This window comes from Marivita cryptomonadis (genome assembly GCF_002115725.1).
Lineage (GTDB): Bacteria > Pseudomonadota > Alphaproteobacteria > Rhodobacterales > Rhodobacteraceae > Marivita > Marivita cryptomonadis.
On record NZ_JFKD01000007.1, the window covers coordinates 181,191 to 204,034 of the forward strand.

The 22,844-nt window shown below is 59.2% G+C and carries 18 protein-coding genes and 1 tRNA gene; 8 read left to right on the forward strand and 11 right to left on the reverse strand.

Annotation, left to right across the window (positions count from 1 at the left end):
- Window positions 1-41: 41 nt before the first annotated feature.
- Together gatB and MCRY_RS10030 are read right to left on the reverse strand one after the other, a co-directional pair.
- A complete protein-coding gene (gene gatB, locus MCRY_RS10025; protein WP_085629363.1) occupies window positions 42-1,556 on the reverse strand; it encodes an Asp-tRNA(Asn)/Glu-tRNA(Gln) amidotransferase subunit GatB in 1,515 nt (504 codons plus the stop codon).
- An 83-nt stretch (window positions 1,557-1,639) separates the two neighbouring features.
- Complete coding sequence (locus MCRY_RS10030) at window positions 1,640-2,842, reverse strand: hypothetical protein (RefSeq protein ID WP_085629365.1); 1,203 nt, start codon at window positions 2,840-2,842, stop codon at window positions 1,640-1,642.
- A 240-nt stretch (window positions 2,843-3,082) separates the two neighbouring features.
- Here MCRY_RS10030 and MCRY_RS10035 point away from each other — a divergent pair, with 240 nt between their 5' ends.
- Window positions 3,083-3,802 carry a transglycosylase SLT domain-containing protein gene (locus tag MCRY_RS10035; RefSeq protein WP_085629462.1) on the forward strand — a complete coding sequence of 240 codons (720 nt, stop codon included), beginning with the start codon at window positions 3,083-3,085 and terminating at the stop codon, window positions 3,800-3,802.
- Here MCRY_RS10035 and MCRY_RS10040 read toward each other — a convergent pair.
- A complete protein-coding gene (locus MCRY_RS10040; protein ID WP_085629367.1) occupies window positions 3,799-4,659 on the reverse strand; it encodes a 1-acyl-sn-glycerol-3-phosphate acyltransferase in 861 nt (286 codons plus the stop codon). The genes MCRY_RS10035 and MCRY_RS10040 overlap by 4 nt on opposite strands.
- Window positions 4,660-4,876: 217 nt before the next feature.
- On the reverse strand, window positions 4,877-7,426 hold the full coding sequence (gene pepN / locus MCRY_RS10045) for an aminopeptidase N (RefSeq protein WP_085629369.1): 2,550 nt from the start codon (window positions 7,424-7,426) through the stop codon (window positions 4,877-4,879).
- A gap of 122 nt (window positions 7,427-7,548) precedes the next feature.
- Between pepN and MCRY_RS10050 the strand changes: the two genes are divergently transcribed.
- From MCRY_RS10050 to MCRY_RS10065, 4 genes are all read left to right on the forward strand, one after another.
- The gene (locus MCRY_RS10050) at window positions 7,549-9,066 is read left to right on the forward strand and encodes an FAD-binding domain-containing protein (protein ID WP_085629371.1); all 1,518 of its coding nucleotides are present in this window, start codon (window positions 7,549-7,551) and stop codon (window positions 9,064-9,066) included.
- Window positions 9,066-9,215: a DUF2256 domain-containing protein gene (locus MCRY_RS10055; protein WP_085629373.1), complete on the forward strand. Its 150-nt coding sequence runs from the start codon at window positions 9,066-9,068 to the stop codon at window positions 9,213-9,215. The genes MCRY_RS10050 and MCRY_RS10055 overlap by 1 nt, the downstream gene beginning before the upstream one ends.
- Window positions 9,216-9,362: 147 nt before the next feature.
- Window positions 9,363-11,513 carry a malate synthase G gene (locus MCRY_RS10060; RefSeq protein WP_085629375.1) on the forward strand — a complete coding sequence of 717 codons (2,151 nt, stop codon included), beginning with the start codon at window positions 9,363-9,365 and terminating at the stop codon, window positions 11,511-11,513.
- A 136-nt stretch (window positions 11,514-11,649) separates the two neighbouring features.
- Window positions 11,650-11,726 (forward strand) — tRNA-Arg (locus tag MCRY_RS10065).
- Window positions 11,727-12,040: 314 nt separating this feature from the next.
- Here MCRY_RS10065 and MCRY_RS10070 read toward each other — a convergent pair.
- The 7 genes from MCRY_RS10070 to MCRY_RS10100 all read right to left on the reverse strand — a co-directional run bounded on the left by MCRY_RS10070 (window position 12,041) and on the right by MCRY_RS10100 (window position 19,235).
- Window positions 12,041-12,661 carry a hypothetical protein gene (locus MCRY_RS10070; RefSeq protein ID WP_085629377.1) on the reverse strand — a complete coding sequence of 207 codons (621 nt, stop codon included), beginning with the start codon at window positions 12,659-12,661 and terminating at the stop codon, window positions 12,041-12,043.
- Between the two features lie 11 nt (window positions 12,662-12,672).
- Window positions 12,673-13,329, reverse strand: coding sequence for a hypothetical protein (locus tag MCRY_RS10075; protein WP_139834095.1), 657 nt, complete (start codon window positions 13,327-13,329; stop codon window positions 12,673-12,675).
- 186 nt (window positions 13,330-13,515) lie between these two features.
- Window positions 13,516-14,490 (reverse strand): sugar-binding transcriptional regulator, encoded by a 975-nt coding sequence (locus MCRY_RS10080; RefSeq protein ID WP_085629381.1) that lies wholly within the window; start codon window positions 14,488-14,490, stop codon window positions 13,516-13,518.
- A gap of 84 nt (window positions 14,491-14,574) precedes the next feature.
- Window positions 14,575-15,888 carry an acetoin dehydrogenase dihydrolipoyllysine-residue acetyltransferase subunit gene (locus MCRY_RS10085; RefSeq protein WP_085629383.1) on the reverse strand — a complete coding sequence of 438 codons (1,314 nt, stop codon included), beginning with the start codon at window positions 15,886-15,888 and terminating at the stop codon, window positions 14,575-14,577.
- Complete coding sequence (locus MCRY_RS10090) at window positions 15,888-16,898, reverse strand: alpha-ketoacid dehydrogenase subunit beta (protein WP_085629385.1); 1,011 nt, start codon at window positions 16,896-16,898, stop codon at window positions 15,888-15,890. Before MCRY_RS10090 ends, MCRY_RS10085 begins: the two co-directional genes overlap by 1 nt.
- Complete coding sequence (locus MCRY_RS10095) at window positions 16,895-17,911, reverse strand: thiamine pyrophosphate-dependent dehydrogenase E1 component subunit alpha (protein ID WP_138488103.1); 1,017 nt, start codon at window positions 17,909-17,911, stop codon at window positions 16,895-16,897. The genes MCRY_RS10090 and MCRY_RS10095 overlap by 4 nt, the downstream gene beginning before the upstream one ends.
- Window positions 17,904-19,235, reverse strand: a complete 1,332-nt coding sequence (locus MCRY_RS10100) for an NAD(P)H-dependent oxidoreductase (protein ID WP_085629389.1) — start codon at window positions 19,233-19,235, stop codon at window positions 17,904-17,906. Before MCRY_RS10100 ends, MCRY_RS10095 begins: the two co-directional genes overlap by 8 nt.
- A 253-nt stretch (window positions 19,236-19,488) precedes the next feature.
- Between MCRY_RS10100 and MCRY_RS10105 the strand changes: the two genes are divergently transcribed.
- From MCRY_RS10105 to MCRY_RS10115, 3 genes are read left to right on the forward strand one after another with little or no spacing between them, the layout of a single operon-like run.
- Window positions 19,489-21,006, forward strand: coding sequence for an ABC transporter substrate-binding protein (locus tag MCRY_RS10105; protein ID WP_238939446.1), 1,518 nt, complete (start codon window positions 19,489-19,491; stop codon window positions 21,004-21,006).
- 41 nt (window positions 21,007-21,047) lie between these two features.
- Window positions 21,048-21,992, forward strand: a complete 945-nt coding sequence (locus MCRY_RS10110; protein WP_085629391.1) for a carbohydrate ABC transporter permease — start codon at window positions 21,048-21,050, stop codon at window positions 21,990-21,992.
- 3 nt (window positions 21,993-21,995) lie between these two features.
- A complete protein-coding gene (locus MCRY_RS10115; protein WP_085629393.1) occupies window positions 21,996-22,841 on the forward strand; it encodes a carbohydrate ABC transporter permease in 846 nt (281 codons plus the stop codon).
- Window positions 22,842-22,844: the final 3 nt, after the last annotated feature.

Sequence of the window (22,844 nt, forward strand, 5' to 3'; positions counted from 1 at the left end):
TGAACCTGGATCAATGGTCACGAGCCAGAGAAAATCCCGCCCTACAGACCCAGCTTCGCCATCACCAATTGGTTGACCGCCGCCGGGTTGGCTTTGCCGCCCGTGGCTTTCATGACTTGACCCACGAACCAACCCGCAAGTTTGGGGTTTTGTTGGGCCTTTTCCACCTGCGCCGGGTTGGCTGCGATGATCTCATCCACTGCTTTTTCAATGGCACCCGTGTCGGTGACCTGCTTCATTCCGCGCGCTTCGACGATCTCTGCCGGGTTGCCGCCTTCGGTGTAGACGATCTCGAACAGGTCCTTGGCGATCTTGCCCGAGATGTCGCCCTTCTTGATAAGCGCAATGATCCCAGCCAGTTGAGCGGGTGAGACAGGGCTTTCGCCGATATCGTGGTCTTCCTTTTTAAGACGACCGAACAATTCGTTGATCACCCAATTCGCCGCCAGCTTGCCGTCACCACACCCCGCGACCACCTCTTCGAAGTAGCCCGCGTTCGCGGTGTCTGCGGTCAAGACGTCAGCATCATACTCGGACAATCCGAACTCTTTGACAAAGCGGGCTTTTTTCTCGTCCGGCAGCTCTGGCAGGTTGGCCGCGATATCGTCCACCCAAGCTTGTTCAATCTCAAGCGGCATCAGATCCGGGCAGGGGAAGTAGCGATAATCATGCGCCTCTTCCTTGGATCGCATCGAGCGTGTTTCGTTCTTGTCCGGATCGTAAAGGCGGGTTTCCTGATCAATCGATCCACCCGCTTCCAGAATCCCGATCTGGCGCTTTGCCTCGTAATCAATTGCCATCTGGATGAACCGCATGGAGTTCATGTTCTTGATTTCGCAGCGCGTGCCGAGATGGGAAAAGTCCTGTGTTTCCTGATACTTCTCGTACTGGCCGGGACGGCAAACAGATACGTTCACGTCCGCCCGCAGGTTGCCGTTCTGCATGTTCCCGTCGCACGTCCCCAGATACCGCAGGATCTGCCGCAGCTTCACGACATAGGCCGCCGCCTCCTCGGGGCCGCGAATGTCAGGACGGCTGACAATTTCCATCAGCGCCACACCCGTCCGGTTCAGGTCCACGAAAGACATCGCCGGGTCCATATCGTGGATCGACTTGCCCGCGTCCTGCTCGATGTGGATGCGTTCGATCCGCACGCGGCGCGCGATGCCCGGCTCCATGTCCACGATCACTTCGCCTTCGCCCACGATGGGGTGATACAGCTGGCTGATCTGGTAGCCCTGCGGCAGGTCCGGGTAGAAATAGTTTTTGCGATCAAACGCGGATGTCAGGTTGATCTGCGCCTTCAGGCCCAACCCTGTGCGCACGGCCTGTTCGATGCAGAATTCGTTGATCACCGGAAGCATCCCCGGCATTGCGGCGTCCACGAAGGCCACGTTCGAGTTCGGCTCTGCGCCAAATTGCGTCGATGCGCCCGAGAACAGCTTGGCCTTGGAGGCTATCTGTGCGTGCACTTCCATCCCGATGACCAGTTCCCAGTCATACTTGGCGCCGGCAATCACCTTGGGTTTGGGGGCTTCGAAGGTCAGGTCCAGCATGGCAAATCCTCTTGGCGTGAACGCCGCGTGGAATACGCCAGAGGGGGGCAGGGGGCAAGGGGGCCGTGCCGGGTTTCCCGTCTTCAGGCGTCGGGATGCCGGGGTGACGTCACAGGCGGTAGCCCGCGCGCGTGGCGATCAAGGGCGGCCATGGCGCGTTGTCGCCCTTTGGCAAGACGGTCCTGATCCTCCAAACGCGTGGCCCACACAGCTTTCGCCGCGTACCAGATCCGAGGGTGGATTTCGCGCAGATGCTCGGTCACGATCCAGTGAAAGCAATCGGCGATCTTGGTCCGGGCGATTTGGTTGACACCATGTGGGTCCAGGGCTGTGCCCGTATAGGCAGCAAAACTATTCACCGTGTGCTGATCGTTCCGCCGCATCAGGATGTCTCGCATGCCTTGGCAAAACAGGTCGGCATCGAGCAACGCAAAAGCTTCGCCATCCACAGTCAGTGCATCGAAATAGGTCCAAGTGTAACCACCCGCACCCCAGACATCGGCCGTTCGTTCCATCGTGCGACGGGCCTCGTGATCAAGCCGTTCATAGCTGCCAAACCAGCGTGGCAGCATATGATTGCCAAGCGCCCGCATGTATTTCGCCACACCGGGGGCAAGGTCGATCAGGTCTTCGTAATCATCGCTGGCACGGCTGCGGGGCTGGGTTTCGGCGGCAAGAAGCGCACATCGGACCGAGGCCAACACAGGCGAATCCAGCTCGAACGCATCATAGTCGTCAATCAGCGTCGCGGCGCGCCGGAAATGGCGGAAGAATGCGGCACGGTGGGCGGCGGGAATATCCTGCCGCCAGCCTTCGCCGCGCCACGCCCAGCCGATATCGACATGTGCCATCGCGACGACATAAGCGACACCGTGATCCTGATCGGTTTCTTCCAGCACAAGCTGCATGTCGTTCATGATCGACGCGGCGGCAAGCTCATCTCCCAGACCGACGGCTCGGGTGGCTGCGGTCACGGCATCGGCGCGTGCGCCCTCGGCTAGAATTTCGGCTTCGGGAACGCCGCCGGGCGTCAACGCGCGAGAGCTGTCAGCAGTGCGAATGCGTTCGCCCAGCGTGGCCCAGGCATCTTGTCGAGCCAGAAACAGCCCGGCTTCGAACAGGGCGTGGTGATGGTCTTCTTCCTCGCTGGAATACCGCACTGGGAGATCGCGTTTCGGCGCCCCACCAAGCGCATCTATGTTGACAGTCCGGCGATGCGGCGCGCTGTCCGACGCCGCGCCACGCGCGATGCGGATCAGGCTGGTCAAGTTGGGCAAAACGGGCATCGGTCAGGCTTTCTCTGGGGCCGGGCAGGGGTCGGACAGGCGACGATCTGAGGATAAGATCGCCCAAGAACGTGTCGCAAATCAGGCGGCAAAGGGAATTCGACGGGGAATTCCGGGGGCGCATCGACATGATCTGCGACAGACCGCCGGTTTGTGTTGCGACTGGCAGAACTTTGCCTGTCTTGGCGTCTGATCGCGGTTTTGGTTGATTTTTGGGGCGAATTAAGCAAAGGCAGTCTGATGCTACGCTGGGGGATCATACGCGTGGCGGTGTTGGTTCTTGGTTTCGCCGGGGCAGTACAAGCCAATCCCGCCATATCTGTTGACATTGCGTCAACCAATACGCTGACCGTGTCGCTACGACCCGTTGCCCGGAATTATACACCTCTTCCCGACATGCGTTGGAGCCACAGGAGCGAAGCCGACCGCTGGTCGCGCGCCGCTTTGTCTGCGTTGCGCAGCCATGCCAGCGTCCTTCCGCGTGTCGTTCCCAAAGATATCGCAGATTGGTGCCCGGCCTACGTGACCAACGATACCTCGGCCCGCGAGGCGTTCTGGATCGGGCTGCTGTCAACGCTGGCCAAGCACGAAAGCACCTATCGCCCGACCGCTGTCGGTGGCGGCGGCAAATGGTACGGTCTGCTGCAAATCCTGCCCGCCACCGCGCGGGGCTATGGCTGCAAGGCCACCTCGCGCGATGCGCTCAAGGGCGGTGCGGGCAATCTGCAATGCGCGCTTCGGATCATGGCTGTCACTGTCCCACGCGATGGTGTCGTGTCGCGGGGCATGCGGGGTGTGGCCGCGGATTGGGGGCCGTTTCACAGCAGCAGCAAGCGCACGGACATGATGAAGTGGACCCGCGCGCAACCCTATTGCGCCGGGTTGTCACGCTCCCTGCGCCCGGTCGCTCGGCCGGTACGCGCGCCTTGGGAAGGCGTTGTCTCTACGCGCGGCGACTAAGCGCGACGCGCCGGAAAACGCGTTGCATCCAGCAAAGACACGCCCTGTTTTCTTGCCTCGCCAAGTGCCAGCGTCGCACGGCGGAGCAGCGCGATCCCATCTTCCGAGTTCTCGGGCAACGCTTTGGGCGAAATCGGCTCGCCTACCCGGATTTCATAGGGTTGGCGGTCCTTGTTCAGGGTTTCATGGAACAGGGTGATGTCGCGCAGCGTCGGGTGAATCGCGTCAAACAGATAGAACAGCGCAGAATTGCGTGCCTGCAGGTGAATCGGAATCACCGGCAGATCAAACTTGCGCGCCAGCATCGCCGCCGAGGCCATCCATGGCCTCTCGTGCAGACGTGCGCCGCGCCGTTTCGCCAGCCGCCCCGATGGGAAGATCACGCCCAACCGACCTTCGGTCACCGCCTTGCGGGTAAACACCATGGTGCCCCGCGTCTTGGCATGGCTGCGCCGTTCCTTGCGCCACTCAACAGGTGCAATCATGTCGGCCATTTGCGGCAGCACCTTCAGAATGTCGTGATTCGCAAAGTAATATGCGTCTTGGCGCACCTGCCGAAGGGCCGAGTGCAGGATGATGCCATCGGCAATCCCGGTCGGATGGTTCGCCACGACAAGCGCCGCCCCATGCCGTGGCAGGTGACCCAACCCGGACACTGTCACATCTCGGGCCAACATATCGGCCATCACTGTCATGATGTCGGTTGAGCTCAGATGTTGGACCGCTTCGCCCAATGAGACCGTTCGGTCATAACCCAAAACCCGGTTCAAAGCTGGCCGCGCCAGTGAGGCTGCCAGTGTCGGGCGAAACAACCAAGGCGCGCGGTCCTGGATCAACGGGTCGATGCGGTCTTTCATGCGGCACCTCCTGACAGAGCAGCGTGACAATGGCATGACAAGCGCAGGACATTCGGCACCGGGAGGCAAGTCATTATTCCGGAGCCTCGTGTAATGCGCGATGTCATGCCACTGCTGCGCAAACGTCGGCAAAGCGCCGCCGGTTCCGTGCGCAGGGTGACATTTTTTGTTGGCCACGACTGCGCGGTCTGCAGTTTTGCCATGCCGGAACGGATGGTCAGCCCAGAATTCGGCTGACCATCTCGTCGGTGTCGCGGCTCAGCTTCGGTTTGTCCTTGATCCGCTGCAACTGCGCACGGATCAGCGATTGCCGATCCGCATCATAGCGCTTCCACGTTTGGAAGACCGAACACATGCGCGCTGTGGTTTGCGGGTTTTTGTCGTCCAGTTTGATCAGCCAATCGGCCAGAAAGGAATAGCCAGCACCATCTTTTCGATGAAACCCGGCATGGTTCATGGCAAAGCCGCCCATCACTGCGCGGAACCGGTTTGGATTGCCCATGTCAAAGGCCGGGTGTTCGACCAGACCTTCGGCCACATCTACCGCAACGTCTGGTTTTGCCATGCCAACCTGAAGCCCGAACCACTTGTCCATGACCAGTCGGTCCTGTTTCCATTGCTGTTCGAACGCTTTGACCGCCGCATCGCCATGACCTGCCGAGATAAGCTGGGATAGCGCCGAAAGCTGCAGTGTCATGTTGTCTGCCGTGTCGTATTGTGACTGGGCTTCTGCCCCGCCATCGAGCCGTGTCTGCAAGGCCAGCAAGGCCGATCCCAAGGACCGCTTGCCTGTCTGCTCTGCATCCGGCTTGTAGGGGGCGCCAACTGCAACCGAGGCGCGCAAGTCGGGCAGGAAGTCTTTCCACGCCTCCGCCATATGACCACGCAGGTCGTCGGCCGCCTGCCAGATCGCGTCTGGATCGGGCACAGTGCCCATCTCGAACAAAACCTGCGCCATCTCGGACTGCGCCGGCAGCGACAACATCAGCGCCCGGAACGCAGGATCAAGTGCGTCGTTCCGGACCACCCGTTCCAATCCGTCAAGCCAAGCTGTATCCGGTCCTGCGCCGTCGCGGATCATTGCAACGAGACAATCGCGGGCAAGGTTGCGGTTCGCCTCCCAGCGGTTGAAGGCATCAGTGTCATGCGCCAGCAGGAATGCCCGTTCCTCGCGGCTCACCTCCCGATCCAATACAATCGGAGCTGAGAACCCGCGCAGGATCGATGGCACGGGTTTGCTGGCAAGCCCGTCGAAGGAAAAGCTCTGCTCGGTTTGGGTCATTTCCAAAACGCAGGTTGGCACAACTTCGTCGCCATTCGGGTTCAAAAGCCCCACCGCAATCGGAATGACCTTGGGGTCTTTCACGCCCTGTCCGGGCGTCGGCGGTGTGTGCTGCTTGAAAGTCAGGGTATAGACCCCGTCCTTCCAGTCCTCCGCCACTGATACACGGGGGGTGCCGGATTGCGAGTACCACAGCTTGAACTGCGCGAGGTCGCGCCCCGTGGCATCCTCAAACACACGCAGCCAGTCTTCGATTGTGCAGGCCTGACCATCATGGCGGTCAAAATAGAGATCAAGAGCGTGTGAATAAGCATCATCACCAACCAGCGTTTTGAGCATGCCGATCACTTCGGCGCCCTTTTCATAGATCGTGGCGGTGTAGAAATTGTTAATTTCCTGAAAACTCTCCGGCCGCACAGGGTGGCTTAGCGGGCCTTGATCTTCGGGGAATTGGCGCGCGCGCAGGTCGATCACATCGCTGATGCGTTTTACAGGCTCCGACCGCATATCTGCTGTAAATTGCGCGTCGCGAAAGACGGTCAGACCCTCTTTCAGACACAGCTGAAACCAATCACGGCAGGTGATGCGGTTGCCCGTCCAATTGTGGAAATACTCATGCGCGATAATCGCTTCAATTCTCTCGAAATTCATATCGGTCGAGGTTTCGGGCGACGCCAGAACACAGGAGGAATTGAACACGTTCAGCCCCTTGTTCTCCATCGCGCCCATGTTGAAGTCATCAACTGCAACGATGTTGAAGATGTCCAGATCATATTCGCGGCCGTAGACCTCTTCATCCCAAGCCATTGATTTCTTGAGCGCTTCCATCCCGAATGCACATTTGTCTTCGTCACCGGGGCGGACCCAGATGTTCAACTCTACATCTTTGCCGGATAGGGTGGTGAACCTGTCGGGATGGTTCACCAAATCGCCCGCCACCAGTGCGAAAAGATAGGCGGGTTTGGGCCACGGATCGTGCCATTCCGCCCAGCCGTCGCCGCTGCCCGTAGGGTTGCCATTGGACAGCTTCACCTTTTCTTCACCCTCGATTCGTACAGTGAAGGTGCTCATCACGTCCGGGCGGTCAGGATAGTAGGTGATCTTGCGGAACCCTTCCGCCTCGCATTGGGTGCAGTACATGCCGTTCGACATGTATAGCCCTTCCAGCGCGGTATTGGTTTGCGGGCTGATTTCGACCTCAGCCTCCCAAATGAACGGCGTGTCCGGCACGGAGCAGCGAAGCCCGTCGTCGATCAGGTCAGGCGTTACATCTTGCCCGTCGATCTTGGCCCAGATCAGGGAAAGCTCTTCGCCATGCAGGAAAAACGTATTGTCCGTTGCATCCGGATTTGGCGCAAAGGCGATCCGGCTGATCACACGCGTTGATGTTGGCGCCAAAAGAAAGGTTAGGTGAACGCTCTCCACCACATAGCCGAATGGCGTGTAATCCTTGAGGTAGATCGTCTTGGGTGCGGCGTCTTTCATCGGAAGCTCCGGAACTGTGTCATTGCGGGTTGAGGTAATACCTACGCCGCGTTTTGAAAGAAGGGAAACGGGTTACGCGGACAGGGGTGTTCAAACACGCACCCCCACCTAATTTGCATTGCATGACGACATTTCTGTGGTTCAAACGCGATCTGCGCATCCATGACCACCCGGCATTGGCATTGGCCGCGCGGGACGAACAGGTTGTGCCGGTCTACATCGTGGAGCCGGAATACTGGGCGTTGCCTGACACATCCGGTCGTCAGTACGCGTTCTTGCAGGAAAGCCTTGCTGATTTGCAAAGCGCGCTGCGCGGTTTGGGCAGCGATCTGGTAGTCCGAACTGGTGACGCGGTTGAGGTGTTTCAGGAATTGTATCAAACCGTAAAGTTCGACCATCTGGTCAGCCACGAAGAAACTGGCAACGCCTGGACCTTCGCCCGCGACAAACGCGTCGGCGCGTGGGCGCGCGGGCAGGGCGTCCGCTGGAGGGAACTGCCGCAATCGGGCGTTATCCGCCGCCTGCACGGCCGCGATGGCTGGGGTGGACAGCGCAACGCATTTGTTGCGCGCGGTCAGGTTGAGGCTCCAAAGGCGTTGCCGCCCTGCAACCTGCCATCGGACCCGGTGCCGACGTTTTGCGTACCCGATCCGTGTTTGGACAGACAAACAGGGGGTCGAGACCACGCTCTGTCCTTGCTAGGAGGGTTCCTGACCGACCGGGGTCAGTCGTATCGCAAAGCGATGTCCTCTCCGCTGGAAGGTGCCACTGCCTGTTCCCGTCTCAGCCCGCATCTGGCGCTGGGCACGATCACCATCCGTGAGGTGGTTCAAGCCGCCGCTGCCCGCCAGCGCGAGGTTAACGGTGGTGCGTGGGATGGCTGGGCAGGCAGCCTCAAATCGTTTCAATCTCGCCTCGCGTGGCGTGATCACTTTATGCAGAAGCTGGAAGATGAACCAGCCCTCGAACACCGCTGCCTGCACCGCGCTTATGAGGGAATGCGCCCGTTGGAACCGGACCACAGCCGTCTGACAGCCTGGGAAACCGGCGAAACCGGTTTGCCGTTCCTGGACGCCTGCATGCGGTCGCTGCGCGCCACGGGCTGGCTTAATTTCCGGATGCGCGCAATGGTGGTCAGTGTTGCGAGCTATCACCTTTGGCTCGATTGGCGCAGCACGGGCCAACACCTTGCCCGTATGTTCACCGATTACGAACCAGGCATCCACTGGTCTCAGATGCAGATGCAATCAGGCACAACGGGCATCAACACGCCCCGCATCTACAATCCGATCAAGCAGGGCACTGATCAGGATCCGACCGGCGCGTTCACCCGCCGCTGGCTGCCGGAACTGGCGGATGTGCCGAACCAACACCTGCAAATGCCGTGGAAATGGGACGGGGCAAGACAGGTGTTGGGAAAGACCTATCCGGAGCCGATCATCGAGGTGGCCGAGGCTGCCCGCAGCGCGCGCGACCGCGTCTTTGCGATGCGCCGCAGTGTTGATCGGTCCGAAACCCAGCGCGTGATCCACAAGCATGCCAGCCGCAAGGACAGTGCCGGGCATTTTGTGAATGATCGCGCGCCGCGCCGACCGCGCCGGGCCAAAGACGACAGCGCGCAGTTGAAGCTGGACCTGTGATGCCCAAGCAACGTAAAAAATCTGACCTCCCGACTAAGGTGTGCGCCACCTGCGGCCTTCCGTTCACATGGCGCAAGAAGTGGGAAAAGGTCTGGGACGAGGTGAAGTACTGCTCGGATCGGTGCCGGAGGTCCAAGGGCAAGATTTGAGTTGCACGGCAACCCGAACAGGTGTGCCCGATTTTTAAGAAATCCCGAATGCACTATTTTTGGTCAGATAACCTGACCAAACCAGTTGCGGATTGGAAACTTTCTTTCTAATTGAGTACCGCCGTATACAGCGAGGGGATAACAGCCATGGGCACGCGCATCGACCGCCACGGATTGCAGATCGACCAGACGCTTTTTGACTTCATCGAAGGGCAGGCATTGCCCGGCACCGGTGTCGGGTCCGATGCGTTTTGGACTGCGCTGTCGACCCTGGCGCACGAGTTCGGCCCGAAAAACGCTGCGCTGCTCAAGACACGCGAAGATCTGCAGACCCAGATCGACGAATGGCACATCCGCCACCGCAACCAGCCGCATGATCACGAAGCCTACAAGGCCTTCCTGACCGAGATCGGTTACCTGCTTGACGAGGGTGATGATTTCGAGATCGAAACCGCCAATACCGACCCAGAGATCGCCAGCGTTCCCGGTCCGCAGCTTGTCGTACCGATCACAAATGCACGTTATGCACTGAACGCAGCCAACGCCCGCTGGGGCAGCCTGTATGATGGGTTCTACGGCACCGACGCCATGGGCACACCCGCGCCCAAGGGCGGCTATGACAAGGGTCGGGGTGCCCGGGTCGTCGCACGTGCTCGCGTGTTCCTGGATGAGGCTTTTCCGATCGACGGTGGCAGCCATGCGGATGTGCGCCGCTACTATGTTCACAATGGCGCGCTGTTGATCGACGATATGCCGCTTGCGCAGCCCGAGAAGTTCATCGGCTACACGGGCCATCCGAAAGCGCCTGACGCGGTTCTGCTGCGCAACAACGGGCTGCATGTCGAACTGGTCTTTGACCGGACCCATTTCATCGGCAGCCGCGATCAGGCGGGTCTTGCGGATGTCCGTTTGGAAAGTGCCATCAGCGCGATCATGGACTGCGAAGACTCGGTCGCCTGTGTCGACGCCGAGGACAAGACGCTCGCCTATGCCAACTGGCTTGGTCTGATGAAGGGCGACCTGAAAGACAGCTTTGAGAAGGGTGGCAAGACCGTCACGCGGGCGCTGAACGCGGACCGTGTCTATTCCGCGCCGGACGGAAAACGTGAGGTGACGATCAAGGGCCGCGCGCTGATGCTGGTGCGCAATGTGGGCCACCTGATGACCAACCCGGCGATCCTGCTCAAAGACGGATCCGAGATCTTTGAGGGTCTGATGGATGCCATGATCACCGCGCTCATCGCCAAGCATGATTTGGGCAAGACCGAGGGCTTGCGCAATTCCCATCACGGCTCGGTCTACGTGGTGAAGCCCAAAATGCACGGACCCGAAGAGGTGGCTTTTGCGGACGAGACCTTCAGCTTTGTCGAACAGGCGTTGGGCCTGCCGCAGAACACCGTCAAGCTGGGCATCATGGACGAAGAGCGCCGCACGTCGGTGAACCTCAAGCAGTGCATCCGCGCCGCCAAGCACCGGGTTGCCTTTATCAACACAGGTTTCCTTGACCGGACCGGCGACGAAATTCACACGTCGATGGAAGCAGGCCCTTTCAGCCGCAAGGACTTCATCAAGCGCAAGGCGTGGATCGGCGGGTATGAGAACCGAAATGTGGATATCGGTCTGGAGTGCGGCCTGTCCGGCAAGGCTCAGATCGGCAAAGGCATGTGGGCGATGCCTGATATGATGGCCGCGATGCTGGAACAGAAGATCGATCACCCGAAATCGGGCGCCAACTGCGCCTGGGTGCCGTCGCCCACCGCCGCCACGCTGCACGCGCTGCACTATCACAAGGTCGATGTCTTCGCCGTGCAGGCCAAGCTGCGCAAGGGTGGACGCCGGGCTCATGTGGACACGATCCTCGATATCCCGTTGGCCGCGTTCCAGAAATGGTCGAAAGAGCAGATCACCCGCGAGGTCGAGAACAACGCTCAAGGCATCCTTGGCTACGTGGTACGTTGGGTAGATCAAGGTGTGGGGTGCTCCAAGGTGCCGGACATCAACAACGTGGGACTTATGGAAGACCGCGCCACGTGCCGGATCAGCGCCCAGCACATTGCCAATTGGCTGCACCATGGCGTGATATCTAAGGACGACGTGATGGAGATCCTGCAGCGCATGGCGGCGGTTGTGGATGGACAGAACGCGGGTGATCCGGCCTACAAGCCGATGGCGCCGGGGTTCAACACCATTGCGTTCAAGGCGGCCTGTGATCTTGTCTTTGATGGCCGCGTGCAGCCGTCTGGCTATACCGAGCCGGTGCTGCACAAGCGTCGACTGGAGCTGAAAGCCACAGCCTGAGGCGGCGCGTTTGGGTCAACCGAAACGGACGATGCATCGACGTAGCGTCGCCCCGGGAAACCCACCGCAATAAACCGGGGCGCAGAGCAAGATTTGCATTTGCGCCCCCAAAGCCTTCTGCGTATAGAGACGGCAGGCACCCGTAGCTCAGCTGGATAGAGCGCTGCCCTCCGAAGGCAGAGGCCAGAGGTTCGAATCCTCTCGGGTGCGCCATAATATGAATAAAAATCAATACTTTACGGTTTCTTCAGGCCTTCGTTTGTTGGTTCAAGCTGACTACGAGTAATCAGTTTGATCGCCAAGACACGTGTTAATGCCGCTAAATCGACCATCCTGTTATGGCGTGCAGGTGATGAAGCCAGCATGCATTCAGTATCGTTAGGCAGACGTGTTTTGGGACAAAAACGCGATGGCTGCGCGTGTTCGATTGCAAGGTGCAGTCCGTGACCGCAGACTAGACTCTTTTTCGGCAACCGTTGCGCGCCACGTCAGTGCCGTCTGTTCTTTTGTGGGAGAACTTGGTCGACTTACGGCTTTTCCGGCGCAGCCACTTCCTTGGCATAAAATCGTTCCGCGATGCGGGCAACGCGGCCTGTTCTGAACAGTTCGGGCATGCTCCATTCCGGCTCATCTCCGGCAAAAAGGTCGAGGAAGGCGATCGCCAGAGAGGGATCCTGTTGCACGTTCTCGCGAAAGCTCCACCACGTCCGGTTGTCCGCAAGCCGATCACTCGGCGGGTGTTGCGCCGCGTGAAAATCTGTCTCGAGAACCAATCCGCGCACATTCAGGCAGAATGCGACATAGAGGTAACCTTCAGGCCAGAAGTATGCCGGATTTGACTGGTCTGCATTGTCAGGCTGTTTCACGACCGCGACCGGTTTGTGCTTGATCAAGGTTCTGAGCATGAGGCCAGCTGCAAAACCCACATAGGCGGGTTTATCATCCTCGCGCATCGGTTTCTGAGCTTCGAACGCTTTTAGCCAATCTGCAAAGACGTGCGCCAAAGCGCCCCGGTCGACGGAAAACTGGTTACCCGTCTGAGCTTCGGTGTTTTGGATTTGCTGATCGAACGCATCCACGAACCACCGCAGACGTTGCGCGGATTTGCGCAACGGTTGGTCTGTCTTGGTCAAATCATGCGTCGACATAGAGTCCGATCCTAAAGATGCGATGACGTTTCATCAAGAAACTGGGCTAATGCTTCTTGGCTTTGAAAGGCAGTTGCCGCCTCTGACTGGAGCGCGCGGACAAGGGCCATGGACAGGTCCAGAAGCTTTTCTTCTTCCTCAAGGGTGTCCGCTCGTTTCGATGATAGCCAGACGGCAATGGCCATCAATGCCAGGTCGACTTCGGTTTCTTCATCCTCGGTGATACCGCGCGTCAATCCAGGCATCACGCCGATGGCTGAGGATTGGCGCAGGTCGAGGAACAGGGATGCAGCGAAGGCAAAACCGGTCGTGCCGCCATCCGGTTGTAACCGTGACAACCGGTCTGCAACGATGGTTTCACTGATAAGGTGGCGGTGCTCGACGCGGGATTGGTTTAGGTGCTCCCAGGCGAATACGATCACGCTCGCGGCCGTGTTCACTCCGGATTTGTCCAACGTGGTGCCACGAGCAAACTGTGCGGCATCGCTGATCCGCTCCATGTCGATCGGCGCATGGAGCAGACGTTTGCCGGCTTGCTCGAATGCTTGCATCGCGCTGTGAAAGCGGCTGCGCAACGGTTCCGGCAACAATTTGGAGGCGGGCTCCAGCATGTCTTCCGTTGCATCCGCAAGGCTCACCACGCCGCGCAACGCGTCGCGGATCGGCATGTTCATGTCATGCAAGAGAGTGAATTTCTTCGGGCTGGCCACCATCATATTCACCTCCTCGTTTTGATGTTAGCACATGGTCGGTTGACCAATCTAGACTCTGCCGGTGTCGTGTTTTCCGACTGTCTTGCAGTCTTTGTGCGGTCGACCTCAAGACGGTTGGCAGCGCGCCTGATATCACCAATATCAGTCCACTTTCGCGGCCATGCGCGCGTTCTTTGCGTCAGCGGTTTCAAGCAAGGTTCGAGCGGTAATCTCATCGGTGATCAGGACATTTGGTGCAAGCGACGTGATGCTGGCGCGCAGGATTTCGATCTTTTCCCGGCCCCCCGACATGAGAACTTTTCTTGGAACGCGTTTCAAGCGATCAAGCGACATCGAGATCGACCGATTGTTGACCGGATGGTCTACGATATTCCCGTCCTTGTCGAGGAAGTGATACAGGAAATCGCCGACCGCACCCGCCGCGATCAGCGATTGACGGTCCGACTCCGTGATGTGACCCGAGCGATATGACGTGGTTAAAGAGGTGATCCCGCCGCAGGACAGCAAAGCCACGTCGCAGGCTTCCGCGAGTTGCAGGATTTGATCGAGACCACAGTTCTCCAAAAGGGCGTGCCGTGTTTGCGGCGAATCCACAACTGCCGGGGCAGAGATCAGATAGCCTTCGGCTTCGAACAGTTCGGCGAATTGCCACGCAAATTCGGCAGGGTTGAAGCGTCTGGCTTGTGCGATGCCGCCGAGAAGGGACACAACCCGCACGTCAGACAGGGGCTTTTCCTCAATATAGGGCAACATCGCGTGAAGCGTCTTGCCCCAACCGACGCCGACGGTCATGCCGTTTTCCATCAGGTTCGACACATAGGTGCCCGCCGCCGCAGCGATCACCCGCGTCGGGTCGTCTTCGATGGCTTCCAACGGCGCAACGATAGCCTGTTCGAGATCGTAGTGATCCTGAAGCTGTTGTTGAAGTTCGATTAGTTCGGTCAATTCCGACTTGATCCGGATCACAACCTCACCACGTTTCTTGGCTTCGGATAGCAAACGGGTCACCGTGATCCGGTTTACGCCAAGCTTTTTGCCAACATCGGATTGGGTCATGCCTTCGATGTAGTAAAGCCATGCGGCGCGGACCCGAAGCTGGTCTTGCGATTTTGCCATCGGTTCGCCCCCTTGTGATCTGGCTTATGTCTCTGGCTTTTGACAGGTAACCGATGTTTTCGGTGGGTGACAATGAACAACTGGTCAAAGGCTTGACGACAGGATCCGGCCCAACTCAGCACTGCATTCGATCTGGGGCATGTGCCCAACGCCGTCAAAAAGGTGAAGCGCCATCTTGCCCGGGGCGCGCAGGGCGTGCTTCCAAGGGATGATCGCGTCTTGTTTGCCCCATATGATCCGGGTCGGCGTGTCGATCCGTTCCAGTGCCGCGCGCAGGTCAAAAGCCTGAACCCCATCGGGGAAGAGCGAATCGGCAAGACACGACTGCGCGGCGCGCAGGTTCGTGTCTTCACGCCCCGCCATGGCAAGGCGGACATAGCTGTCGGTCACGATGTCTTCGTTTGCCACAAGGCTGCGCAGCCACGGCCCAAGGCTTTCAGCTCGGGTGGCCCTGCACATCCCCGACAGCGCATCGCCGTTGATATCCGGGCCAAGCCCTGCAGGCGCGATCAGTGTCAGGGACGACAGTCGTTTTGCCCGGGTATCGGCCAGTGCAATACTCACGGCACCCCCAAGGCTGTGACCAACCAGATGTGCAGCGTCGAGGTTCAGATCGTCAAAAGCACGCCGGACCTCTCGCACAAGTTCGGCAAAGCTGTCGATGCGCAGCTTTGGTGATTTGCCGTGACCGGGCAGGTCGATCCGGATCAACGGGCGGTGCTTCAGATGTGCCTCCATCGGTGCCCAGGACGTGGCATCGCTGGCGAAACCGTGGATCATCATGATGGGTGTCCCGGTGCCGCCTTTGGACCGGGTCACAGCAAGCGCGCCGGTTTCTGCCTTGAATGTTACGGGTGCGGCCAGCGGGGCGGGGCGCGTGTCTCGCAGAGCGATTTCGTTTTCGACGTCCAGCTCCTGCACCCGTCCGCGCGGACCGGTGCCGATGAGGTCTACGATGTTCAGGCCCGCACCGCTGGCCAACGAGCGTGCGCGCGGGGTTGCGCGGACCTTGCCCGTGGCTTCCCCGGCAATGGCGTCGACCAGTTCCAATTCGGCCTCGACCGACTTGGTGTCGTTCGGAACGTCCGCCTCAACTGGTTCAGGCTTGGGTGCGGCCCCGGCTTGGCCCGCAAACGGTGCGGGTTGTTCGCCCACCTCTTCGCCCTCGGCATAGAGCCAGGCGCAGGGTGTGCCTATGGGGATGTCCATTCCCTCGGGTGCGGTGTGGTGCAGGATGCCGTCGGCAGGCGCTTCGACCTCCATTGCGGCCTTGTCTGTCTCGATGTCGAACAGAGGATCGCCCTTGGACACGCGGTCGCCCTCGGCGATATGCCACGACATGATCTTGCCCTTGGCCATGTCCATGTCGACCTTGGGCATGATGACTTCGGTTGGCATCAGACACGTCCCTTCGCCAGATTGCGCGCGGCCTCCAGGATGTCGGGCACCTGTGGCACAACCGCTTTCTCAAGCTCCGGGTTGTAGGGGATCGGGCATTCTGCCCCGCCCAACCGGATGATTGGCGCATCCAAGTAGTCGAACGCATCACTTTCCGCGACCATGGCCGACACTTCTGCTCCGACACCCAGCGTCTTGACCGCCTCGTAGATACAGATCAGACGTCCCGTCTTGCGAACCGAGGCCAGCACAGTGTCGCGGTCCATTGGACGGATTGTGCGCAGGTCGATCACCTCGGCGTCAATGCCTTCGGCGGCCATTGTCTCGGCCGCATCAAGCGCCTTGTGCACCATGATCGACGTGGCGACGATGGTCAGGTCCTTGCCTTCGCGCACAACAGCGGCCTTGCCGATGGGGGTCGTGTAATAGCCGTCGGGCACATGCCCCTTCATTTTGTAGAGGATTTTGTGTTCGTAGATCATCACCGGATCAGGGTCTTCCAGCGCGGCAAGCAAAAGCCCCTTGGCATCTTCGGGTGTTGATGGCTGCACAACCTTCAGACCCGGCACATGCGCGGTCCACGCCTCAAGGCTTTGACTGTGTTGCGCCGCAGCGCCCGTGCCGGAGCCCGAGGGAAAGCGCATGACAACGGGCACCGATACTGCGCCACCCAGCATATAGCGGATCTTGGCCGCTTGGTTGACGATCTGCTCCATCCCGAGGGTTGCGAAATCCGAGAACTGGAATTCGAAAATCGGGCGCAGTCCGGTCATCGCGGCCCCGACCGCCACGCCCGCACCGCCCAATTCGGAAATAGGCGTGTCCATGACACGGTCCGTGCCGTATTTCTCGACCAGATCGCCAGTGACGCCAAAGGCCCCGCCATAGACACCGATATCCTCACCCATCAGGATGACGCGCTCATCGCGTGCCATGGCGATGTCCATGGCTTCGCGGATGGCCTCGGCATAGGACAATTCGCGCAGATCGGTCTTTGAATGCATGTTCATGCTGCGGCCCCTTTGGTATAGACGTCGCGGGTGACCTCTTCGATTTTCGGATTGTCGCCTTCGGTCGCAAAGGCGATGGCCTCTTCGATGATCCGGGTCGCGTCGGCTTCGATTTCGGCAACCTCGTCCTCGGTGGAGATCTTGTGGTCCACCAGCAGCTTGGCCATCGCGACAATCGGGTCGCGAGACTGCCAGTCTGCGATTTCTTCCTTGGTCCGGTAGCGGTTGCGATCAGATTTCGAATGCCCGCGCCAGCGGTAGGTGACGTTTTCCACCAGGCTTGGGCCTTCGCCCTTGCGGGCGCGCTCAACAGCAGCATCCACCGCTTCGGTCACTGCGGAAAAGTCGTTCCCGTCCACGGTCACGCCCGGCATTGCATAGGCCACCGCGCGATCCGAGATGTTCTTGACCGCTGTCGACCGCTCGGTCGAGGTGGACATGCCGTACTTGTTGTTCTCGCAAACAAAAACCACCGGCAGGTTCCAGACCTTGGCCATGTTCAACGCCTCGTGGAACGCGCCCTCATTGTTCGCACCGTCGCCGAAGAAACAGATCGTCACCGCCCCCGTGCCCAAGCGCTTAGCCGACAAAGCTGCGCCAACGGCGATAGGCAGACCGCCCCCCACAATGCCATTGGCCCCAAGGTTGCCCTTACTCGGGTCAGCAATGTGCATCGACCCGCCGCGCCCTTTGCAATAACCGCTTTCCTTGCCGAAGAACTCGGCGAACATGCGGGACAGGTCGGCGCCTTTGGCGACACAATGACCATGACCCCGGTGGGTCGACGTGATCTTGTCGTCGTCGGTCAGCGACATGCAGGAGCCAACGGCAGACGCCTCTTGCCCGATGCTCAGGTGCATTGTGCCGTGTATCAGCCCGCGCATGTAGCTGTCTTCTGCGCCTTCCTCGAATTTGCGGATCAGGTACATCTTTTTCAGAGCATCTTTCAGTTCTTCCGCGCTGTACCGCGAAATGGCGTAGGGGATGTTATTGGGCATCACGGTGTCACGCATTGAGAAGGTCCTTCCCATAAAGCATCATGTCTTGGCGGTGGCGCAGCTCGACCAGCCGCGAGTGCGGCAGGGTGGCATTGGCCAAAGTGATCAGTTCACCTTTCTTGATCGGCGCAGTCACTTTGGCTCCGGTTAGCATCCCGGCGGGAAGGGCACGCGCCGCTTGCGCCCGACCCACTTCCATCGCCCAGGCGCGGTAGGTGTATTCACCGATCTGGTCGAGCGTATCGCCCGGCTGCAGGTCTTTCTTTGCCAGTGCGCAGACCTCAACCACCGGCCTTTCCAGCGGGATCATGTCCGCTTTGCCGTAAAGCACAGAACGCGCGCAGGTCAGCGGCACTTCGAGCGATGTCAGGTGATAGGGGCGAATGAACTCATAGTAGGGCCCGTCGCCCATCTTGAGATCTTTCATCCGCTCATGGATGCGCGGATGTTCGGCCTCTACGATGCAGAAAACGCCCGGTGACACGCCCTTGCCGACGGAATAATCCACCTTGCCGATCCCCGACAGGATGCCACCGTCCTTTTCCGGGATCAGCACCTTGGCCAGTTCTTTGGGACCCGCGGCTGGGCCGTGCATCCCGTCCACATCTGGTATCAGGCCGGTGGCATTGCCGATGGCGGCCATTTCAACGGCGGTTTTCGATCCGTCCACAAACTCCACCAGAAGGCGCGGGTTCATGTGGCGCCGGATTGCCTCTGCCTCGTAAGCGTCCGGTGTAGCGTCGATGTTCAGCGGATTGTTCTTGCCTTTGCCGGCGCAGACCACCTTGTGACCCATGGCGGTCACGAACCCAATCAGCTCCATGCAAGAAGATGGCTCATCGCCCGCGCCCAACGAATAGACAACGCCCAACCGTTCCGCTTCGTTGCGCAGGTAAGCGCCGATGGTCACGTCCGCTTCGACGTTCATCATGGTCAGATGCTTGCCGCGCTCCATCGCGCGCAGGCCGATTTCCGCACCAACTGCTGGAATGCCCGTTGCGTCGATCACCACGTCAATCAATCCCGACTCGAGGATCAGGTTCGCATTGTCGGTGATCGCCGTTTTGCCCGACTCGATGATTGCGTTGAGACTGTCAGTTGAGGTCGCGTCCTGACTGTGCCCGTCCTCACCGGTGGCGATGGACACGGCTTTGTGCGCGTTCGGCACGTTGAGCTCCGAAATCGCCGCCACGTCCACCCCGTCCATCATTGCGGCGCGTGCGACGATGTCGGTTCCCATCTCGCCAGAGCCGATCAAGCCGATGCGAACCGGTTTGCCAGAGGCGGCCCGGGCAGCAAGGTCTTTTGCCAATCCGGTCAGTGCGATGTTGGAGGCCATACGAGATTTTCCTGTCGCTTTGATTTGGCGCTACCATCATGAACCTTTGTTAATCAGTCAAGAATAATGTTCACAAAAACAATAAATGTTCTTGACGAGCTGTAGTGTCGTGAACAATGGTTCAGGTGTGCAGTTAGGTGTTCCTGTACTTTTGAGCGGCTAAAAAGCTGTCTGAGGCGGAACGCGGTAATGATTGTGCCATCAAGGGAGGAAAATGATGGAATTCAGAGGAAGACTATCCAGACGGTCGTTTATGGCGAGTGCATCCGCCATGGGAATCGCCGCAACTGGCTCCACCTGGGGCGGCAAGCTGCTCGCAGCCAACCACCTGCCGGATCCGCAAAGCGTGCTCGACGGGATCTCGATTTCGCAGTACGTCCGTGCGGACTACCGCGATCTTTACGGCATGTCGGATGACAAGCCGATCTGGGACAGCAGCAAGGACTGGATCCGCACGGTAGACTGGGAAAAGGTGCGTTCCGAGTTGTCAGGCACCACGGTCCGCTTTGCCGTGGGCGCGGCAGACGCAGAATCCGCTGCCGAAGGGCTTGTTCCCTTCGAAGCACTGTCCGGCATCACGGTCGAGCTGGTGCCGATCCCCGATGACAGCTTCTATGATAAGGCGCTGGCCGAATTCATCTCTGGCAATGCGTCTTTCGATGCGCTGCAGTTCTTCTCGCCTTGGCTGGGTGACTTCGCTGCGCCGGGCTTCCTCTATCCGCTGCAGGATTTTGCTGATAAGTGGAACCTGCCACTCGACGATTTCTACGACACCTATCGCTTGAACTATGGCTACTTCAACGGCCAGATGTACGGCATTCCGTTCGACTGCGACATCCAGATGGTTCACCTGCGCAAAGGCTATGTCGAGCAGGTGCTGGGTGGCCCGATCGACAAGGTGAATTCGGTTCCGACCTATGACGAACTGATCCGCCTCTCTGCCGAGCTGAACCAGGTAGAGCCGGGCGTTTCTGGCGTCGGCCTGATGGCGGCGCCCGGCTTCTGGTCAACTTACTCATGGGAGCATGTCTCGGCTCAGGCCGGAATGATGCTTTTTGACGAGAACTGGGAGCCAATTTTCAACGGCGATGCCGGGATGAAGGGCCTCGAGATCCTTCTGGCACTTTCCAAAAACGCCAACGAAGGCCACGCCGGTGCAGGTTGGCCGGAGAACCGCGCCGCCTGGCTGGGCGGACAGGTTGCCACCAATATCAGCTGGCAGGACAGTGGAACGCAGGCGATGCGCCCGGATCAGTCGCAGATCGTCGACGATTTCGTCACCATCTACGAACCGCGCATCTCGGGTGGTCGTTTTGCACCGCCGAACATCGCGGGTTCGACCTCGTGCGTGTCTGCTTCGGCGCAGAACCCTGAAGGCGCGTTCTTGATGCTGGGCTTCCTGACCACTGCGTCGATCATGGCGATGAACGAAGCCAACGCAAATGGTGTGGCGCCGGGTTACAAGTCGGTTCTGGAGAACGAAAACCTTCAGGCCGTGTCTCAGCCCGCAAAGGTCTGGGGCGACAGCCTGCATCACGCATGGTGCAGCCCGCGTCTTCCCGGTGCGTTCCCGATTGAACAGGCCATCGGCAACGAGATCAACCGCGCCGTGGTCGGCCAGATCTCTGCCAAGGAAGCGCTCGACAACGCAGCCGCTGCGGTCAAGCAGATCATGTCGTCGAACGGCTTCTATCAGGGCAATGATCCGGTAGACTATGCTCAGGCAGCGCCGGGTTTGTATGTGGGCGAAGGTAAGGACCTCCCGTTCTAAGGCGTTAGGCCACGAAACCTATTGGGCAGGATGAGATTGTCATGAGCAATCCTGATCTGTCGGCCACCGGGGCGGCAAACGCTGCCCCGGCACAGCCGACGCACCGCAGATTCAAGCGTCGCAGCAAGCGCATGAAAGCCCTGCTGCCCTACATGCTGGTCGCGCCGGCCGTTCTGTATCTGATGTTGATCACGCTTTATCCGGGCATCTTCGCGATCACGCAAAGCTTCTACAACGTCAAGTTTGGACCGTGGCAGTGGGCCGGATTCGACAATTATACCCGCCTGATGGGCGACTACCAGTTCTGGGGCGCGCTCTGGAACACCCTTGTGATCGGATCAATCTCGCTGATCCTGCAATGCATCATTGCTTTGACACTGGCCTTCTATGCCTATCGCGATCCGTGGGTGCAGGGCTGGCGGATCATCTTTCTAATCCCGATGCTGTTCATGCCCTCGGCGGTGGCGTTCATTTACAAACTGGCCTTCCTCGATGCGCGTGTCGTCGCGGATTTGTTCATCAGGCTCGGGCTGCTGGACGGCAACGTCGCGTGGCAATCCTCGATATGGCTAAGCCGGATGATCCTGATCATCGCTGATGTCTGGCAATGGACTCCGTTTCTTTTCATCATCTTCGTCGCTGGTCTTCAGGCACAGGATGAAGAGGTGGAAGAGGCCGCGCGGCTGGATGGCGCGTCATGGTACGCGATCTTCTGGAACATCTCATTGCCGATGATGAAGCCGATCATCGCAGTCGCGCTCATCCTGCGGGCCATCGACATCACAACGATGTTCACCAACGTCTTTATCATCACCAAAGGTGGTCCGGCCTTTGGTACAGAAACCATCAGCTATTTCATCTACAGAACGGGCTTCAAGTTCTTCAACTTCGGCTATGCCTCGGCCGCATCCGTGATCATGCTGATCATCACGATCATCATCGCGCAGTTTGTCGTCAAACGCGCCTTTGTCTCGGCGAGGACCTGATCCATGGCATCTGCCCGCAAACGCTCCCGCGGTGAAAGCCTTGCCCTGCGCTACGCGATCCTTGGCGCATGGGCGTTGTTCTGCCTCGTGCCGGTTCTGTGGTTCCTGTCAATCGGCCTGCGTCCCCGGATTGAGATCATCACCCCGCAACCGATCTACTTCCCGACCTTCAGCCTCGATGCATGGCACATGATCTGGGAAGACTGGCCGATGGGCAAATACCTGCGAAACTCGGTGCTTGCCATTATCGGGTCGGTCATCATCGACCTTATTCTGGCGATCCCCGCCGCCTATTCGCTCTCGCGCTTCGAATATAAAGGGCGGGACGATATCGGGTTTTACATCCTCTCCACCCGCATGATGGCACCGGCCATCGTGGCAGTGCCGATCTTCTTCCTGTTCCGCAATTTCGGTCTTCTGGATACGATCTGGGCGCTGATGCTGATCTATGCGGCCATCAACCTGAGCTTTGTGACATGGATCATCCGGTCCTACATGCTCGATATCCCGAAAGAATTGGAAGACGCGGCCAAGACCGACGGTGCAGGCGAGTTGCGCATCCTGTGGGAAATCATCATCCCTGCCATCCTGCCGGGCATCATCACAGCCTCTGTCATCGCAATGATCTTTGCGATCAATGAATTCCTCTTCACACTTCTGATTGCCTCGACGCCCGACGCCTACACCATGTCGGTAGCGCTGGCGAACTTCACGGGCGGGTCGGACGGCGTGATCTACAATGCAATCGCGCTAGTCGCGTTCCTCGCGTTCCTGCCGGTGTTCCTTGTGGTCGTCCTGATCCAGAAACACCTGTCACGCGGTCTGACGATGGGGGCCGTCAAAGGGTAAGAA

Bases quoted from the DNA above. Each gene is read 5' to 3' on its own strand.
- gatB (WP_085629363.1), bottom strand. From the start codon at position 1,556: ATGCTGGACCTGACCTTCGAAGCCCCCAAACCCAAGGTGATTGCCGGC.
- MCRY_RS10030 (WP_085629365.1), bottom strand. From the start codon at position 2,842: ATGCCCGTTTTGCCCAACTTGACCAGCCTGATCCGCATCGCGCGTGGC.
- MCRY_RS10035 (WP_085629462.1), top strand. From the start codon at position 3,083: ATGCTACGCTGGGGGATCATACGCGTGGCGGTGTTGGTTCTTGGTTTC.
- MCRY_RS10040 (WP_085629367.1), bottom strand. From the start codon at position 4,659: ATGAAAGACCGCATCGACCCGTTGATCCAGGACCGCGCGCCTTGGTTG.
- pepN (WP_085629369.1), bottom strand. From the start codon at position 7,426: ATGAAAGACGCCGCACCCAAGACGATCTACCTCAAGGATTACACGCCA.
- MCRY_RS10050 (WP_085629371.1), top strand. From the start codon at position 7,549: ATGACGACATTTCTGTGGTTCAAACGCGATCTGCGCATCCATGACCAC.
- MCRY_RS10055 (WP_085629373.1), top strand. From the start codon at position 9,066: ATGCCCAAGCAACGTAAAAAATCTGACCTCCCGACTAAGGTGTGCGCC.
- MCRY_RS10060 (WP_085629375.1), top strand. From the start codon at position 9,363: ATGGGCACGCGCATCGACCGCCACGGATTGCAGATCGACCAGACGCTT.
- MCRY_RS10070 (WP_085629377.1), bottom strand. From the start codon at position 12,661: ATGTCGACGCATGATTTGACCAAGACAGACCAACCGTTGCGCAAATCC.
- MCRY_RS10075 (WP_139834095.1), bottom strand. From the start codon at position 13,329: ATGCCGATCCGCGACGCGTTGCGCGGCGTGGTGAGCCTTGCGGATGCA.
- MCRY_RS10080 (WP_085629381.1), bottom strand. From the start codon at position 14,490: ATGGCAAAATCGCAAGACCAGCTTCGGGTCCGCGCCGCATGGCTTTAC.
- MCRY_RS10085 (WP_085629383.1), bottom strand. From the start codon at position 15,888: ATGCCAACCGAAGTCATCATGCCCAAGGTCGACATGGACATGGCCAAG.
- MCRY_RS10090 (WP_085629385.1), bottom strand. From the start codon at position 16,898: ATGAACATGCATTCAAAGACCGATCTGCGCGAATTGTCCTATGCCGAG.
- MCRY_RS10095 (WP_138488103.1), bottom strand. From the start codon at position 17,911: ATGCGTGACACCGTGATGCCCAATAACATCCCCTACGCCATTTCGCGG.
- MCRY_RS10100 (WP_085629389.1), bottom strand. From the start codon at position 19,235: ATGGCCTCCAACATCGCACTGACCGGATTGGCAAAAGACCTTGCTGCC.
- MCRY_RS10105 (WP_238939446.1), top strand. From the start codon at position 19,489: ATGGCGAGTGCATCCGCCATGGGAATCGCCGCAACTGGCTCCACCTGG.
- MCRY_RS10110 (WP_085629391.1), top strand. From the start codon at position 21,048: ATGAGCAATCCTGATCTGTCGGCCACCGGGGCGGCAAACGCTGCCCCG.
- MCRY_RS10115 (WP_085629393.1), top strand. From the start codon at position 21,996: ATGGCATCTGCCCGCAAACGCTCCCGCGGTGAAAGCCTTGCCCTGCGC.